The sequence below is a fragment of the Halorientalis marina genome (assembly GCF_023028345.1).
Lineage (GTDB): Archaea > Halobacteriota > Halobacteria > Halobacteriales > Haloarculaceae > Halorientalis > Halorientalis marina.
This window is the reverse complement of record NZ_CP095490.1, coordinates 227,403-243,872: the sequence shown is the minus strand read 5'-3', so window position 1 is coordinate 243,872 and position 16,470 is coordinate 227,403. Positions and strand designations below refer to the sequence as shown.

The following is a 16,470-nucleotide window of genomic DNA, read 5'->3' as shown; positions in this document are numbered from 1 at the left end:
CCGTTTAAGAGATGAGTTTCGCTTCTCGCCTCCCGCCCGGTGCAGAAGCCGGTGCGACGAATCTCATGTGTCCGAACTGTGAGCACCGGATCGGAGTCGTACAACTGCTTCGACACTTAGAGCAGCAAAACATCCCGCTCAGGGATATCACACCGAACAGTTATACACCGTGTCCAGCCTGTGGCGCACTGTTTTTTCCCGAGAATGCATTTCTGGTCTGCCTTTCTGATATTGCAGATACCGGGGACTCGTACCGATCCTATCCCTTCGGTATCGCCGGTCATCAAGGAGTGAACTATACCGATGTCACAGTTGGAGAGACGTCCGAACACAAACTGAGCAACCTCTACCAAGGTTATGAAATTGAGCGCGGGTCGCTAATCCTGCAAGGTGCTGAGCGCAGTGATGTTGATCAAGATGATCGGTTACCGATTGATCGCCATGAAGACTCAATGACTCGGGCGACGTTAGCTGATATCCTCCTTGTCTCGGTTACTCAGGTTGCCCCTCGCCAAGTCCTTGTCACTGCCAATCTCCGAAAAGACGAGGATGCCCAAGATGCCATCGCGAAAGGTGATGATATCACCTTGATTTATCAACGAAATCTGCTCCAGACAGAAGGACGGGATCCCCCCTGGCTCACCCTTCTCCGTGAAGCCAAAAGCGCAATCAACCGTGACAATCCATTAGCAGCTGGGCCACTTCTCGTATCTGCCGTCGACAACTGTCTCTATCGGCAGATCTACCTCTACTATCGATGGCAAGGCCAAGATCACACCGAGGCCATCAATTCAGTCGACCAATACCGTACTGGCAACAAGATTAGCCGAAAGGATCTAGCAAAGGACGCCTTGAACGACATCTCGGGCGTGACTCTCACCAGCCACGAGGACCCGTACTTCGATGAATGGAACCGGTTCCAGACCTTCCTCCAACAGCGCCACGACATTATCCATCCTACTGATGATCCTGTTCCTGCGATCGATACCGACACCGCTGTCGACTGGTTCAACCTGACTGTTGACCTAATCCTCGGCCACTTCGACCTTGTCTGGCGAGAGATTGATTAGTCTCTCGGCTTGGACCCCTCTGTAGGATTGAATCGTTCATATAGACCGCTGAACGAGGTTGTGGCTGCGCGCGCAGCGAAGCGAGCACGGAGCGGAGGGTGGGGCGGCGGGGTCTGGGTCGGTCCGGCACACAGCAAAAAATGAAGGCTGCGTCAGCTGGCTACTCTTCCCACCACCGGCCGCGCTCCGGGAACTCGATCCTGCTCCAGCCCGTGATGGCGAGACTGCACCGTCCTTGGTACCAATTTTTCTTGACCGCTCTGAACCGGACTGTCTGCCCTTCTCGAACCACCGTCTTCTTGCTCTTCTCCCAGATCGTGAATTTCGTACGCCCGCTTTCGTCTTCGATGAGTCCGACTTGGGCGATTGCTGGGGAACTAGGATCCCAAAGTTCGCTCACTGTGCCTTCGACCGTCACCTCACCGACCGGGACGTCCGGCACGTCCGCGATGGGCACGATCGCCCCCGGCGCTGCCTTCAACTCCTCGAGGGTCTCCAGCACCGCCTTCGTGACGTCCCGACCGCGTGCCACCTTCTCGGCCAGCTGCTTCGCGACGACCGCTCTCGACCAGCCGCCCTGCACCTCGTCGCTGATCCGCATCGCCTGCTTGTTCACCTTCGCGAGTTCGTCTTGCGTCACCTTCTCTCGGGGATCCGTGCGCTCCGTCGGCGCCGGCTCGTCACGGCCACACAGTTCGCTGACGACCTCCCGCGTACGCTGCTCCCGGCCCTCCTGCGTTCCCAGCTCGGCTTGGGCACTGATGCGCTCCAGTTCCGCTTCCCGCGCCCGAATGCGCTCCTCTTGTTCGAGGGTGACACCGTGAATCCGGTCTTCGCTCGTGTCCGCGATCCCATCCGGGTGGTTCGCATCCACCTTCGCCTGCGTCTCCTGCTCGACCGCGGCCTGGAACTCCGGCGTCTCGTCGACGACTGGGAAGCCGTCTTCATCGACCGCCTGACCGCCCGCTTTCTCGAATGCCTGTTCATCCACCGAAACGACCTTTCCGCTAGCGTTGTTACTAGACATTGGTATCACACCAAGGTACCACTGAAGGCGCTCACGCGCCGACACCGCGATGCTACTACATCGCGGTTTTCCGACGACAACGACCGACAGAACCATCTGCGCGCTCTCGCTCGCGCCTTCGCGAGCGCCCTACCGGGCGCGAGCGAGAGCGCGCCTGCATGAGGTGGCCCCAACCAGCACCGCGCGCCGACCCGCCCGGAGCGAGCGGCCAGCGCATTCCCCGTTCGCCGCGACGCAACCACGTCCGTCGCGGTCGGCTGTGCCGAGGTCCGGAGGACCCGAACGGGTGAAGCGCTGGCGCCGAGGGCACATGCACTTTAGCCCGGCAGTCCGCCCGCTACTGCAGGCAGACCGCCCGGAATGGTCGGTCGCGAGCGACGCGGAGGGCGGCAGCGGCGAGCGGGGCGGGCCGGTACGGACACACCAGCCAACCGATGGGAACCACTAGCCCAGCAATAGACTCCGGGTGGGACTGAAAGGGGCCGGGCGCTCGACGTGCCCCGACGACGCAAGCACCGCAGGGACGAGGCGCGCAGCGGTGGTCGCGGGACGTCGAGCGGCCGAGGGCTTTCGAGAGTAATCGCTATCTCAACTGCTGCGGTCGTTATTCGTCGACCGAGTCGGACTCGTCCTCGACGATGACGTCCACACCGTCCGGTGAGACAGAAAGGGGAATCCCCTCGACAGTGAACTGAACGACGATCTCCTCATCGGCGGAGGCAATCAGCTGTTCGAGCGCACCCGGGTCCACGTAATCGTGGAGCTGATAGGTGTCGTCCTCGAGCCCACACGCTTCCAGTGTCTCGATGATCTCGACGAGGAGGTCACTCGATCCATCCGAACTGCCGATGGACGGGGAATGCATCTGTATGCTCGACGCTTAACGTGGCTGGCGCTTAAAACGTTTGGAGTCAACTGTAGAAGCGCTACGCTTTGCTACTTGACTTAGCGCGTTCGGGATACTGTCGGCGCAACCAGAAGCGATTATGCGCTTTGACGCCGACTGGATGTCTCGCGCCGATGACCGCATTCTGGAGCATCTCTCTGAGGACGGCCCCGACACCCCGAAGGAAATGGCGGACAGCGATCGCGTGCGCTTTTCCCGCCAACACATCAACGCCCGCTGCAAGACGCTGGTCGAATATGGCCTCGTCGTCCACCTGGGCAACGGCGTTTACGACATCACTCGCCAAGGAAAAGCGTATCTCGCCGGTGAGCTCGATGCTCGTGATCTCGACCCCGAGTAGCGTCAGCCGTCTCCGGCGACCAGATCCTCGATGAACCGGAATCCGTTCACGAACGTCACTGAATCCCCGTACCCCTCACTCCCGAGTACGGTTTCAGCCCCCTCCCCAGCCGCAATATCGGTCGTGTAGATGTAGACCTCGGTTGCTGTCCCGGCACTGAGATGCTGGGCGGCTAGCGCAGCGAGGGCGGCGTCGGCACGCTCGACCTCGTCCGCGGGCCGGTCGTCGGCGTTCGCGATGTACCGCTGGACGCCGTCCATCGCCCGTGAGACGATGGGCTCTGAAAACTCGAGCGACGGTGCGACTGTCGCCCAGCCCTCGTCAATCGCGGCGTCAATCGGCACCTCCTTCACGTTGGGGTCGTCGACGGTCAGCTCCTCGTACACTCGTTCGGGGAGTACGAAGGTGACGTCGCTCCGGCGAGCGAACCGCCGAACGGCCTGGTACCGACTGTTCGACGGCTGCCCCATCGCGACGAACAGGCCGGTGTCGGCGATGTGGAGCCGGCTCACGCGTCGTCAGCTGCGTCGCCGTCGTCGATGTTCAACTCGTCGAGTCCTGCCCCCGCCTCCTCGATGTCGTAGTGCTCGTGGACGACGGGCCGGAGCGCCTGGAGGATCATCTCCGCAGCCAGCGGCGAGATGTCGAGGTCCTCCGCCATCAGCCGATGGGTCACTTCCCCACGCTCCCGAGCAACCGCGTAGGTGAGCGCCGTCGCGAGGCCGGCGACGCCGTGGCGGTCGATGTAGGTGTCGATGTCGGCGTCCGTCTCGCGGCGGCCAACGGCGTCGATCAGCGCCGGCGTGATCGTGTACTCGCGGTCGCCGGCAGCCGTCGTCACGGTCAGGTCGATCTCCCGGGCGGCGTACCGACGGGGTTGCTCGTCGTTGGTGACGTCGACGACGCCGGCGTCGACGAGCCTGTTGACGTAGCTGTAGGCGGTCCCCTGGGCCAGTTCGAGGTCGTCCATCACGTCCTGGACGGTTGCCTCTCCCTCCCGAGCGAGGTACGCGTACAGCTGAGCCAGCTGTGGCTCCTCGAGGAGGTCCGCGACTGAGAGGAAGTCGCGAACGATGTCGCCGTCAGCGCGATTTGAAGTGCGTGACACGGATCGTTCTTGATTACAGTTTACAGCGAATCAGTAAAGAGTGTTTGGGTCACTCCGCCGGCGTCGTGACGAGGTGTTCCCCGAGGTCACGCGTCCAGTACGTCGCGAGCCCGCCCGGACTACAGCGGGCGCACAGTTGCAACGGGCCTTCGAGGTGCCCGAGTTCCACCCGGAACCGGGTGAGCGCCGCAAGCGTGTCGACGACCAGGCCACAGCCGTCACAGGCGACGTGATCGCGCTCCTCGGGATCCGGCTCCGTCTGAATCGCGCAGTCGACGCAGATCGGGTGGGTGACCCGCTCGTCCTGTCCCCAAGTGTGGGCCTCGCCAGTCTCAGTACCGGGCGGGGCGTCGCAGAACGCACAGCCGACGAGGGTCTGCTGCATCACTCGTCCTCCGCGTCGGCGTCGCGGCCGGCCGCCCAACCACGGTGGAAGGCGGCCAGCTGCGTCGCCGAGTCGAACGTGGTGCCGCTTGACTCGTGAACCAGAACTTGGTCTTCGGGAACCGGAGTGACGATGTCCGCGTCGATGAGCTCGCTGACCAAGTTCTCGGCCGTCGCGTCGTCGACGTCTGCCGTGTCGACGCTGGCGGCGTCGCGGTCCTGTGCGAGCTGTTCCTTCTCGAACTGTTCGTAGTCGGCACTCGTGTCGTCGTGAGGATCGGGACCAGGCATGGTGAGTCACGCCGCGCACGCTGTCGCGCGCTGCACGCCTCCCGGCGCCGATAAACAGTCAGGAGTGACAGCGTCAGTCCGGTCGGGGGTCGCGATAGCCGATGACAGCGACGTCGTCGATGAACAGGACGCCCTTCATGAAGTCAAGCTTGGTCAGACTGTGCTGGTAGAGGTTATGGCGGCCAAGGTAGTTCACCGGCACCACCAGACAGCCGAACTCGATTTTCGGCCGGCCGTCCTTCTGGGTGCGGTACCCCTTCTGGAACTTGAGGAGGTCGTCGCTGACGTTCTTCCGCTCGCTCTTCTCGACCTCGATGGCGATGCGAGTGTCGGCGTCGTAAAGGTCGACGCTGTAGTTAAACCCCTGATGCGACCAGAGCTTGCAGTTCGGGTTGTAGCCGCCGGCGGCGTCCCCTTCGTACTCGTACTGCGAGAGGCCGTCAGCGATTGCGGCATCGAACGCCCCGACCTCCGTGTGCTTCGTCGAGCCGTCGAAGACGCTTGCTGGGACGGCTTCGACGGCCGCCTGAATCGACGCCAGCGATTCATCCGGAAACGCCTCGGACGAGGTTTGGGTGCGGCGCTCGCTTAGCTTGGTGACCTCCTCGAAGACGACCATACTCGCTCTCGACGAGCAGCGACCCGATAAAACCCGTCGCGACGGCCATTCGAGTCGACCGGTCGCCAGGCTTCACTCACTCGAGTTTCAGGGCGGCGGGCGGGGACGAGGGAATGGATCCAGCCTCAATGTTAACCAACACGGTGCCGGTTTCGGCCGGGATTGTTGGTTAATTCTAGCCCCTACGGCGTTCGGAGCTCTCGAACTGACTTCACGACGAAGGTATCCGGCTCGCCAGCTGCTCCCTCACCTGATTGTTCCGCCGTCGTTGAGGGCGACTGTGTGAGTTGGGCGATGAGCTCGTCGCGAACGGTTCCTCGGGGGACGGTGGTCTCGTGCCAGCCCAGCCGGTCGTCGAAGTGCCGTTTCTGGAACTGCTCGCCGACGTCGTCGGCTGCGACGTACTGCGTCCGCGTCGACCGCCCGACCTGCCGTGAGACGAAGACGGCGCCCACGGCCTCGTGCGTGAGTTCGACGAGAGCACACTCCACGAGGGCAACGACCGACGTATGATCTCGGTCGGTCGGGACCACCACCTCGAGGTCTGCCCACGGCGCCTGGCCGTCCGGGGTACTTGCCGCTTGATGCGCTGATCGTGTTTCGCTGCGTCGTTCCGAAGCCATCGTCTATCGGGGGCACCTGATGCGCCCCGCCACCCCCTCCCGGGGGCAACAGACTCCACCTGAACACACCCGCTGAAACTATGCGCTAAATCTGATACGTTTCTGAATCCAAGATCCCGATGACGGCCCCTCGGCCTGAGAGAGCCGGCGGCCTTCGCACACTGCATATCGCCTCTTTCTTTGGACGAAAACCGCGATATGCAAGACGCTATGACGCCCTCAAATCGTAGAAGAACTTCGTCGGGCTGATTTGAGGGCGTAGAAAGTACCTCGACGAGTTCGAGAACAGTTCTATGCCTTCTAAAATTGCTCGACGACAGGGTAACGAAAGCGATATCGGGCGTATCTGGATTTCTTTGGGTCGCTGCTCTACCCACTCTGGATCGCTCGAAGTTCCTCAACTCAGTGCCTCGAATCCTGAAATACCCCGATTCACTCGATTATCGTCGTGTTAGCCGCTGAAATTGCTCGACGGGGAACCAGAAGGGTCTGGCATCAGGCTGTACCACAGTTATCAGAGTCCCGAGGGAAGCCTATGAATTAGAATTGCTCAGTAGGCCCAGCGGATTCCTCCTCAACCTGATCGTACATCTCGTCCGGGAACGGAAGGCTGCCCCAAATGGAGTAGGGACACTGGTCCTGGCCGATGCAGTAGCGCTGCAGATCGTCGTTATCGCAGTTCATCGGCAACGGCGTGTCGCCGTCGATCGTGTTCGAGAACTCGTATCGAACCTGGTACTCGGTCTCCTGTTCGTCGTACCACGGCCACCGGGAGAAGACACCCTTGAGGTCCGCGACGATCTCGTCGAGGCTGCTGTCTTGGTACTGCGGCAGCCACATCACCATCCGCGCGAAGTTGTAGAGGTCCTTCCGGACGGGCTTCTTCTCGTGTAGCCGCTCCTCCATATTCGCCATACAGGGAAGTTCGAAGAGGTCCTCGATCTCCCGGACCTCGATCTGTTCGGCGCCGGTTCCGGCTCGCCCGATTCGGTACGTATTGACGCGCCCGTCGCGATCGATCGTGACGGCCGAGTGGGACTCGTGGTCGGCCAGCGTCTTCGCGAGACTGCTCGGACTCGAGATCCAGTCCGTTACAGAGGATTCCCAGTCGTCCTCGGCGTCGTACGCCGTAACCGCTCGGTAGAGCTCCTTCGCCGTGTGGAACTCGCCCTTTTGCGCCACGTCGTCGGGGGCGTCACTAAGGGCCCGTCGGAGGACGCGGATCGTCCGTTCTCCACGGTCCCAGTTCCGCCAGATTCGCTCGTGATGGCCGGTCTCGAGGAAGCGGTCGATCCGCTCCGTAATCGCCGACTCGTTCGTGGTCAGCCACGATAGCTGGTCGTCGGAGAGTCCGTCTTCTTGCACCCGCAGGAGCTTCTTGAACGCCCGCTCAGCGTAGTCCCGATACTTGCTGTCGAAATCACCGACCGGGACGTACAGCTTGTTGTCTTTCACTCGCGTCAGTATCTCCCCACCATCGTCACTCCCCGTCGACGCCTCGTCCTCCCGAACAAGGCATTTGCGTGACGCCGCAGCCATCGGGATTTCGAGGTAGAGGCCATCCCCGAACTCCGGCATCTCCGTGATGCCTGTACAGACCCGACCCGGATGCGGGCCATCCTCACCTGGCTCCTTGCTGTACAGTACGTCGGCGATGTCCTGCTGGAGTGACCCATCGCCGTGGGCGCGGATGAGGGAGGCGAGATTGTTGACGTACAGCTCCCGGATGTCGTAGAGTACCTGGATGTTCCGGGGTGACGCGTGCTCGAACTTCGGGTGTTCTTTCACACAGATCGCACTCAGCGTCGCGAGCACAGCAAGCGTCCCCGGTTCGTCGACGAACGGCTCCTCGGCAGCATCGGCACGAACCTGCTCTTTGAACGCCGCCGTCCCGAACCGCTCGACGTCGTTCACGAGGTCCTCGGGTTGGTCCTCGCCGTCGACGACGTATCGGTTGTAGCCACGCGTAAACAGCTGGTTGATGCGGGTCTCACCGTACTCCAGCGGGAGTGCCGCAACCCGATACGCCATCTCCTCGTCGTCGGTGGGCGTACTCGGACTCATTCGTCGATCACCTCCGGTGTCGCCGACCGAACGTTGAACGCCGGGCTCTCGATGGGTTGAACGATGCTACAGACGTCGGCGTGCAGCGAGTAGGGCAGGCGAGCGACACGCCGGCGGTCGGCCGTCACGACGGGATCGATCGGGATGTCGTACGTCTCGAGGAGGAGGTCGTTCAACACTTCGCGACTCTGCTCGTCGTATCGGTGCGCCGGGTCGGTATCCAGCAGGTAGACGTGGACCCCCTGCCCGCTGTAGACGACCATCGTCTCCTCGGCGTCGAAATCGTCCTCAAAGATGTCGCGCACCTCGAACCCGTACTCGATGGCGCGGTCGACGTCTTCGAAGGCGTATGGATACCCCTCGGGAGCGGTGTCGAGGATACCCGCAGCGTCGAGGAGCGCATCGTCGTCCTGATCATCGACGGCCGCCGACACCATCTCGTCCGCTCGGTCTCGGGCGATCTCTTTCGCGTCGATGTCGACGAGGAGGACCCAGGGTCGTTCCCAGTGATCCAGCGCGTAGTAGACGGCGTCGGGACGTGGGTCCGGTTGTTCCAGCACCTCCGGATCAGCAAGCGCGAACTTGCTCCGCCCCAGCGGGTCGTTGCGAGCGGGGTGTTGAATGAAGTCGACGACGTCCTCGAAGTCGTTGAACTCGGATGTCGTTCGGTCCCCCGACGGATCTGTCTGCCACGTATCCCGCCGGATGAAGTCCTTGTCCGGCACCCCGTCTTTGCGCACCGGGTGGGACTCTCGGAAGGCGATGGCGTACTGTTTCGGACCGGTCGCCGTGATGAATTCCGGCAGGTCGTCCAGATAGCGGGGGAACTCCTCGGCGTAGTAGGCGTAAATCTCCTCGCGGGTCGCCTGTCGCCAGGTCATTGGTTGAGTTCTTGATCGAGATTTTTGAAGCCCCGAACGGTGGTCAGGCCCGCAGCATCGAACTCGTCGACGGCGTCTCTGATGGTCGCGAACGACCGTGCCGCCCGCCCGCTGACCCGCTCGCCGATCCGATCGGCGTCGGCAAGGCTATCCAGGACGTCGAGCGCCGTCTCGCGATTGTTGAAGGCCCAGATTGCGTCGGCGTCCACCGCGCTGAGTTTGTCGTAATCCTCGACAGGGGCGTGCCGGTTGTTACTCGCGAGCTCTGCTTCGCCGGCCCAGACAAGCTCGCCGTCCTCGTCGAAGCTGGCCACGTCCAGTACGGTGCCGTCGTCGGTTTCGTAGTACGGTTCCACGCGAACGATGTCGTTCCGCTGGTGGAGCCACAGCTCGAGGAGCCGGACGCCAACCTTGTGTGGCGTTTTCTCGCCGAGATCGCCCGCTCCTGGCCCCGCCTTCAACTCTCTCCCGAGGAGGTCTCGACCGTCTGGGAGGACGGTGTAGTACTTGCGCCCGGCCGCGGAGTCCGCTTCCAAGAGGTCCTGTTCCGTGAGCCGCTCCATATGGAGGTCGTCGTATTCGTCCCGAAGCTGGCTCATCCTGTCCAGTAGTGTGTACTCGTCGTCCTCTCTGTTCATAACGTCGAGAACCCGAGTTAGGAACCGGACGTCGTCACGACTGAGACCCCGCTTTCGGAGTTCGTCATCAGGAACGGGCACGCTGCTTTCCTGGACGGGCGTTGACCCATTCACCGGTTGCGCTGCTTGGTCGGCGGCTCGTTCCTCGTCCGTCTCGGTGGCCTGCCCGAACAGGGGGCTCATCTCTGACTCGTCCGCATCTGGGTCGCTGTCCGTCTCGGGTTTGGGGGTCGACGTCGACGCGTCCTCGGTCGTCGATTCGGTGATGAACGCGGATTGCGTCGTGTCCGTTCCCGAGTCGCCGTCAGCAGCCGAACCCGTCGCCTCGGCACCCGAACTCCCCCAGCCAGTCTCCTCTGGGGAAGTGCTCGACTCAGTCGGCTCTGTCAGCCCGTACTGGGCCTGTGTCCGCTCGACCATCCGTGGCCGGGACACGGACTCGAAATGGTCTTCCTGGGGCTCTGTGAGCGGCTGGTCGCTTTCTGGATGCCCCGGCGCAATCGGGAGCGGTTTCAGCGAAAACGGCGGCGGACCAGTCTCGCCGAACGATGGACTCGGGAGCTGCGCAATCCACTCGCCACTTGGGAGCGTGTTGATTCGGTTGCGGAGTTCGGTCGGGCTGAGGTCCTCGTGGGCAAGCGACTCCGCGAGGTCGCGTTCGATCGAGATGTTGCCAATGAGCTTCGTCTTGATGTTGTTCAGCACCTCGTCGTAGGCCCGCTCGTTCCGGTTCCGCACCTGTTCGGGGAACTGCATCACGAGTCCCATACTCAGCCCGAACGATCGGCCCTGCGGCAGTAGCTGCTCGGAGACGAGCTTCGTCGACGCGACCGGCGCTGCCTCCTCGATGATGAGGTTCGTGAGCTTCTCGTAGTCGGTCTGGCTGTCGCGTCGGCGCACCTGCACGGCGTCCCAGAGGTTGCTCAACAGCAGGAGTGTGATCGCGCGCTGTGCCTCCGGCCGGAGGTCGCCGAGGTCGAAGATGATGGTCGCGTCTTCATCGAGGAACTCGCGGAAGTCAAAGCGGTTGTCAACGTACTCGCCGGCGTCGTTCTGCTCGGGAACGTGGCTGAAGATCCGGCGGAGATGCGCGTCCTCTTTGAGCTTGTCGAGGCGGTTCCCGACGGCGTCCATCGACACCTGGAACTGGTGGTTGTCCTTCGCGAAGTGGCGCGTCAGCGATTCCTCGATGTTCTGGTTGTCCGCTGAAACCGGGGGAATCGTCTGGTCACGCTGCATCCGGAGGGCAGCAGCGAAGAGATCGTCCAGCCCGAACACGTCGCTCCCGTACTCCTCGTCGAACAGCGCCTTGATCAGATAGCTCAGAATCTCGTTCGCGACGAACGCCTGCCCGTACTGCTCGCGACCCATAATCATCCGAAGGATGTCGTGGAAGTGGTCGACCTTGTCTTGAATCGCGTCCTCACGGTTGCGGCCCGCTTCGAGCGCCGGGCGGATGTCGAAGAACGAGAACGCGGGGATGGTCTCCGGGACGCGGAAATGGTAGACGTCGTCGAGGCCACCGAACCGCTCGTAGTGGCAGCGCAGGTAGTTCTCACACATTCCGTCCCCCTTCGGGTCGACGAGGACGACGGGGCCACCCGTCGACTCGCGAAGCGAAAGGGCGTCGTTGATGATGGCCTTCGACTTCCCGCCACCAGTCGACGCGAACCGCCCGTAATGCGTCGGCAACAGGTCCGGCGGAATCCGAATGGGATCCGGCCGTGGCTCACCGTTCTCGTCGAGCGCGTAGCCGATTGCCATCCCGTCTTGGAACTGCTGGATTAGATCCGGATTCGGCCACGGGAGCGGGTTCCGACTCTGCTGTTCGGCCCTGGTTCCTCGCGTCCCTTCGACGGTCAACTGTTCGGAGGAGGGAACGAGGACGAAGTTCGCGAGCTCCGTTCCACAGAGGACCAGCTCGGGGCGGGTCTTCCCCCGGCCCGTCGTTAACTCGCGATTGAGGAGGCGCTGGAGAGCGGCCCGTGCCTTCTTCTCTTTCGTCTTCTCACGGAAGCCGCTGTCCCGGAGGCGTTGCCCCTCGACCTCGTAGAACGGACCATCAAGCGGGTCGAACACCGGGAGGAGCGAGTCCATCCGACCATCGAGGTCGTCGCGGGTGGTGTCGGTGGGGACGCCGACGGCCCGGATGTTGACCGTGAACGACCGTTTGGCGTTCTTCGCGTCGATGTACTCGATGCGCTTCTCGACGGCCTCGCTGAGCTGCCGGTCGTCCTGGTCGCTCCGTTGCTCCTCGACCTCGAGCAACGACCCGACGACCTCCTGGAAGAACGTGTCGCGGCCGTCGACGAGGTCCTCTTTCCGTACCTCCGCGTCGGATTGCCAGCTGGCACGCCGTTGGAAGACGACCTGGAACGCGGTCGGCGCTGTCGCCTCCATCAGGTGGTCGATCAACGACGCCAGCGCCGCACCCGGTTCGTCGACGGACGAAAGGTCGCCGTTCGTTTCCTCCGCTGTGAACGGCGTCAGCGAGGTCATCCAGTCCTGCTTCCGCGACGCGGCGCCACACCACCGAACCCCGAGCGGCGAGACAGCGTCTTGTGCCGGGCGAGCCAGAATCGTTCCCGCCGGTGTCATCGTCGGCTTCTCGATGGCCCGTCGCTCTTCCTCGTCGTCTGGAAGTGCATCGGGCGGCGCTAGTTCCAGGGTTGAGTCCCCAACAGTCACGTGATGATCGGGGACGCTCGTGGCTGCTGTACCGCCGTCGACAACGGGGTCTGCTTCGGATGACTCGGCGTCCGCTGATTCCTCGTCGACGATATCGTACTGTTCTGCCGGGCCAAACTCGTACTGCAGCCGCCCAGCCTCGTAGTGGTCGACGAATTCCTGCGGTGTGAACTCGACTGGCTGAATGAGCCGAGCGGCGACGTCGACGTCGACGCGCTCGATGTCGAACGTGGCCGGATAGATGGAGCGGAGGCGCTTCTCGAGCGTATCGAGATGAGCATCGGCCCCGTAGAAGAACTCTACCGGGTCGTCCGGGCCATCACTGATCGCGAGGAACTCGAATCGGGGTGGTGTCTCACTGTGTAGTGGGTTCAGCTTCGCCCCGAGGCCCGACGAACCGGGCGTGGTCAGCTTGTGGAGACTGTCGAGGACGCGGGAGATGCTCTCCGGGTCAAGTCGCTCGGATGTCGGCGTGACGCGCAGGTACTCAGCCATCGTTGGTCTCCTCCGTCGACCCGCCGTCTGGCTCAGCTTCGACGGCGTCTGAGCCCTCGTTCAGTTCGCTCGTTTCGTTCGTTCCGTACGTTGCTCGATGCTCGAGCTCTTCCTGGAACTCCTCCATCTCGGTATCGACGGCCTCATCGCCGGCGCCGGGCAGCGAGGATCGAACTTGGGAGGTCGGGTCGAAGTCGATGACCTGCTTCTCCTTGGGCATCGCTTTGACCTGGATGCCGCGCCACTCGCCGTCGACGCCTACCAACGCCTCGGAGAAGCCGGCGTCCTCGTTGCCCGGCACGGCATCTTGGACGAACCGCATCTGTGCGTAGTTCAGGCCGAACTCGTCGGCCCACTCCTCGTCCATCCCGTCGAGGCGGTGGAACTGCTTGACCGCACACTGGTCCAGAATGGCCTCGCTCTCGGCGTGCTCGAAGAACTCGTCGACGGTCTGCGTGACCAGCCGAATCGAGAGGTCGTGGTGCCGGTGGTGGCGGAACACCGTCTCAAGGAACGCCAAGCTCGCGGCGTCCTGCATGATGTAGCGTGCCTCGTCGATGTAGAACACGACCTCCTTCTCCGAGACTTTCGCCCGCTCGTACACCAGCGAGATGAGTAGCTGCATCGTCAGCGCCGTGCTGCTGTCGACGCTGCCCTCCTGCTGGGCGAGGTCGAGGTAGATCACCTTCTCGTCGCGAATGTCGAAGTCGGACTCTTGGCCGAGGTTGGCGTGCCGACCGTCGTCCTCGAAGGGGCGGAGCTGGTCGAGGAGCCACGTCGCGTCCTCCTTGATCTTCCCGGCCTCCTCGTCGGACCGGACAACGAATTCCTCGGGGTCGTCAACCATGTCCTCGAAGACGTCCATCATATCCTGAATCGTCGGACTCGGGTTGTCGTGCGTCGAGATGTCGTCGGTGATGCCGTTGCGTTTGTACGCTCGCTTGAGCCCGAGTTCGAGCGTCGTCCGGCGGTCACCCAGCGAGATGCCCCGCAGCGCGAAGAAGTTCGTCAGGAAGCTCATCGCGTCGTCGAGCTTCTCGTTGAACGGGCTCGCGTCCTCGCCCATCGCCCGCTGGACGTGCTCGGGCGTCTCTCGAATCTCTAGGGGATTGAGGCCGAGCGTCCCGCCGACCGTGATGCGTTTGGCATCGAGCGCTTCGGCGACCCCCGCCCAGTTGTTCAGCGGCTCAAGGATGATGCCGATGCGATCCTTGCTCTGCTCGATGGAGCGGATGAAGTTCTGCTTCGAACTGAACGACTTCCCCGAGCCGGTGTCGCCAACGGTGAACATCGCGTAGCCGTTGTCCCGGGCGAACGGGTCGATGACCACTGGGCTCTGGTTGTCCTTATGAATCCCGAACTCCACCCCGCCTTCCTCGAGAATCGTCGCGTTGTGCGGCGAGGACAGTAAGGCGCCGACGGCGCCGCCGAGCGCAATCGACGTCCGCCCGAACTCGTTGTCGCCGATGGGTGCGGCGGACTGAAGTGCGAGATCCTGCCGACAGATCGCCGTCTTCGGTGTGAGGTTCGCCGGGTCGTCACGGAGCGCGCTCTTGACCTTCTGGACGGCGTCCCTGAGTTCCTCCTTCTCGTCGGCTCGTACCGTGATGAACATCCCCTGGTCGAAGACGTTCGCGCCATTCTCGACGGCCTTGTACGTCGCTGCGGCCTCGTTGGCTCGTTCCTGTAGGTAGGCACTCCGCACGCTCTGTTCGAGGTCAGCGTCCACCTGGAGGTCGTCAGCGATATCCTGCAGTTCGTTCCGGGCCCGCTCCTGGTTCTTCGGCGTGATGTGGGCCGTCAAATCGAACTGCACGTCAGTCATCTCGAAGAGTTCGGAGAGGTAGCCGTCGTTGGGGTAGTCCGGGTAGTCAGCGATGTACAGCGTCGTCGTCCAATGCTCGCCGACCCGTGCCGCGCGCGTCTCCCACTCGATCGCCGCCGGCGCCGTCACCGTCTTGTGTGACTCAGCGATGTCGTCGAGGAGCTGGCGTTCGGCTTCTCCTTGTTCGATGGTCTCCTCGTTGAGCAGGTCCGAGAACTCGACCTCTTCCTCGTCGTCTTCGGTGTACCAGTCCCAGAGGAATTTCCCGCCGATCCCGACCAGTACCGCGAGCAGGATGTAGAGAGCCGCACCTTCAGCTGAGGTTGGGTTCGTGAGCCACTCTGTGAGCTGGCCGATGGCTCCGCTGCCCGTCTGGAGGACGAGGTTACGCATTGTGGTCATCCTCCCGGCGCGAATGGCCGATGATGGATTGTTCGCGAACGACGCTCTCTGCGTCGTCGTACTCGTGTTCGCGGCCGTTCCAGAAGTCCATATTCAACACGAAGAGCTCGACCGTACTGAGCCGCCGAGCGGACCAGCCCGACGCCTGCTGGATAAACTCCGAGCGCACGTCGTTGACCCGGCTATCCAGCTTCTCGAACATCTGTGCGCGGCGCTCGACGTCGGTGAGATCCTCGCGGCGGGTCACAAATGGGTTGAACAGGAACCCGATGACGGGGAACTGCGTCAGCTTCTCGGCCGGCGTCCCCTCGTCGCGGAAGCGGTCGTAGACCTCCAGCGGGGTGACCTCGACGCCGATGTAGTACCGCACCTGCTGGATGCCCCGTTCTCGCATCTCCTTCGGCCGTGTCTCCCGATACTCCTCGAGGAGTTCCCGGAAGATCGGATTTTCTTTGACGTCTTCGTCGTTCAGTCGGTCTTCGATGTTCTCCGTGATCTGTTCGACTGGGAACGAGCGGGTCGTGGCGTGGAGTTTGAGTTTCGAGTCCAGTTCCTTGTTGGCGAACTCTTCGCCAGCGTCCTGGAGCTGTGCCCAGTCGTCGGACATCGCGAAGTCCATGTTCCCAGGGTCGATCTCGATGAACGCCTCCATCGTGCCGTCGGCGCGCTGGATCGCGCCTGCCCCCGGCCACGCCCGCTCGATATTCGTGAGGTCCTGCGTCCGCTCGTCGGGCTTGAACGGCGTGTAGTTCGCGAGCCCGCCCTCGTTGCGCTCTGTCTCGTTGGTACTACTGTCGGCCTCCTCCGGGGCGCTGAACGTGATCTGGGGGCGCTTGACGTAGCGATAGACGTCTTTCGTCCACGTCCACGCGTTGAGGTGGTCAGGCGAGACGTAGACGATCGCGACGCCGAACCCGAACCCACCCGCGACGAACGGCAGGGCGAGTGATTCGATGCCGGTGAGGCCGGCGATGAACAGGCCGACGATCGGGAAGGCGATCAGGACGCCGACGTCGCCTTCCTCGATGTTGAGGTAGGGGATGCGACTCTCCTCACCGAACTGGTCCATGATGCGCCGTGCGGCTGCGTTTTCGTCGATGGACATGGA

At 62.6% G+C, this 16,470-nt stretch carries 16 protein-coding genes; 3 read left to right on the top strand and 13 right to left on the bottom strand.

Annotation, left to right across the window (positions count from 1 at the left end; genetic code table 11):
* Nucleotides 1-11 precede the first annotated feature (11 nt).
* Entirely contained in the window at nucleotides 12-1,070 is a 1,059-nt protein-coding gene (locus MUG96_RS22610; RefSeq protein WP_139175730.1) for a hypothetical protein, read from the top strand.
* A gap of 160 nt (nucleotides 1,071-1,230) precedes the next feature.
* On the opposite strand, the gene MUG96_RS22605 is transcribed toward MUG96_RS22610, so the two are convergent.
* Nucleotides 1,231-2,097 carry a DNA-binding protein gene (locus tag MUG96_RS22605; protein ID WP_089767344.1) on the bottom strand — a complete coding sequence of 289 codons (867 nt, stop codon included), beginning with the start codon at nucleotides 2,095-2,097 and terminating at the stop codon, nucleotides 1,231-1,233.
* A 310-nt stretch (nucleotides 2,098-2,407) separates the two neighbouring features.
* Here MUG96_RS22605 and MUG96_RS22600 point away from each other — a divergent pair, with 310 nt between their 5' ends.
* A complete protein-coding gene (locus MUG96_RS22600) occupies nucleotides 2,408-2,545 on the top strand; it encodes a hypothetical protein (protein ID WP_246989561.1) in 138 nt (45 codons plus the stop codon).
* 156 nt (nucleotides 2,546-2,701) lie between these two features.
* Here MUG96_RS22600 and MUG96_RS22595 read toward each other — a convergent pair whose 3' ends face one another.
* Entirely contained in the window at nucleotides 2,702-2,962 is a 261-nt protein-coding gene (locus MUG96_RS22595) for a HalOD1 output domain-containing protein (RefSeq protein WP_089767343.1), read from the bottom strand.
* Between the two features lie 121 nt (nucleotides 2,963-3,083).
* Here MUG96_RS22595 and MUG96_RS22590 point away from each other — a divergent pair, with 121 nt between their 5' ends.
* A complete protein-coding gene (locus MUG96_RS22590) occupies nucleotides 3,084-3,344 on the top strand; it encodes a MarR family transcriptional regulator (RefSeq protein WP_246989560.1) in 261 nt (86 codons plus the stop codon).
* A 2-nt stretch (nucleotides 3,345-3,346) separates the two neighbouring features.
* Here MUG96_RS22590 and MUG96_RS22585 read toward each other — a convergent pair whose 3' ends face one another.
* The 11 genes from MUG96_RS22585 to MUG96_RS22535 all read right to left on the bottom strand — a co-directional run bounded on the left by MUG96_RS22585 (nucleotide 3,347) and on the right by MUG96_RS22535 (nucleotide 16,467).
* Nucleotides 3,347-3,856, bottom strand: a complete 510-nt coding sequence (locus MUG96_RS22585; RefSeq protein WP_246989559.1) for a PIN domain-containing protein — start codon at nucleotides 3,854-3,856, stop codon at nucleotides 3,347-3,349.
* Nucleotides 3,853-4,452 (bottom strand): DUF7437 domain-containing protein, encoded by a 600-nt coding sequence (locus MUG96_RS22580; protein WP_008458722.1) that lies wholly within the window; start codon nucleotides 4,450-4,452, stop codon nucleotides 3,853-3,855. Before MUG96_RS22580 ends, MUG96_RS22585 begins: the two co-directional genes overlap by 4 nt.
* A 49-nt stretch (nucleotides 4,453-4,501) precedes the next feature.
* The gene (locus MUG96_RS22575) at nucleotides 4,502-4,837 is read right to left on the bottom strand and encodes a DUF7558 family protein (protein WP_246989558.1); all 336 of its coding nucleotides are present in this window, start codon (nucleotides 4,835-4,837) and stop codon (nucleotides 4,502-4,504) included.
* Nucleotides 4,837-5,127, bottom strand: a complete 291-nt coding sequence (locus MUG96_RS22570; RefSeq protein ID WP_246989557.1) for a DUF8069 family protein — start codon at nucleotides 5,125-5,127, stop codon at nucleotides 4,837-4,839. Before MUG96_RS22570 ends, MUG96_RS22575 begins: the two co-directional genes overlap by 1 nt.
* Before the next feature lie 73 nt (nucleotides 5,128-5,200).
* Nucleotides 5,201-5,746, bottom strand: coding sequence for a hypothetical protein (locus MUG96_RS22565; protein WP_246989556.1), 546 nt, complete (start codon nucleotides 5,744-5,746; stop codon nucleotides 5,201-5,203).
* 182 nt (nucleotides 5,747-5,928) lie between these two features.
* Nucleotides 5,929-6,369, bottom strand: coding sequence for a DUF8030 family protein (locus MUG96_RS22560; protein WP_246989555.1), 441 nt, complete (start codon nucleotides 6,367-6,369; stop codon nucleotides 5,929-5,931).
* A 540-nt stretch (nucleotides 6,370-6,909) separates the two neighbouring features.
* Nucleotides 6,910-8,433 carry a primase-associated protein gene (locus tag MUG96_RS22555; RefSeq protein ID WP_246989554.1) on the bottom strand — a complete coding sequence of 508 codons (1,524 nt, stop codon included), beginning with the start codon at nucleotides 8,431-8,433 and terminating at the stop codon, nucleotides 6,910-6,912.
* The gene (locus MUG96_RS22550; protein ID WP_246989553.1) at nucleotides 8,430-9,314 is read right to left on the bottom strand and encodes a bifunctional DNA primase/polymerase; all 885 of its coding nucleotides are present in this window, start codon (nucleotides 9,312-9,314) and stop codon (nucleotides 8,430-8,432) included. Before MUG96_RS22550 ends, MUG96_RS22555 begins: the two co-directional genes overlap by 4 nt.
* Nucleotides 9,311-13,135, bottom strand: a complete 3,825-nt coding sequence (locus MUG96_RS22545; protein ID WP_246989552.1) for an ATP-binding protein — start codon at nucleotides 13,133-13,135, stop codon at nucleotides 9,311-9,313. The genes MUG96_RS22550 and MUG96_RS22545 overlap by 4 nt, the downstream gene beginning before the upstream one ends.
* Entirely contained in the window at nucleotides 13,128-15,362 is a 2,235-nt protein-coding gene (locus MUG96_RS22540; protein WP_246989551.1) for a VirB4 family type IV secretion system protein, read from the bottom strand. Before MUG96_RS22540 ends, MUG96_RS22545 begins: the two co-directional genes overlap by 8 nt.
* Nucleotides 15,346-16,467 carry a TraC-like domain-containing protein gene (locus MUG96_RS22535; protein ID WP_246989550.1) on the bottom strand — a complete coding sequence of 374 codons (1,122 nt, stop codon included), beginning with the start codon at nucleotides 16,465-16,467 and terminating at the stop codon, nucleotides 15,346-15,348. Before MUG96_RS22535 ends, MUG96_RS22540 begins: the two co-directional genes overlap by 17 nt.
* Nucleotides 16,468-16,470: the final 3 nt, after the last annotated feature.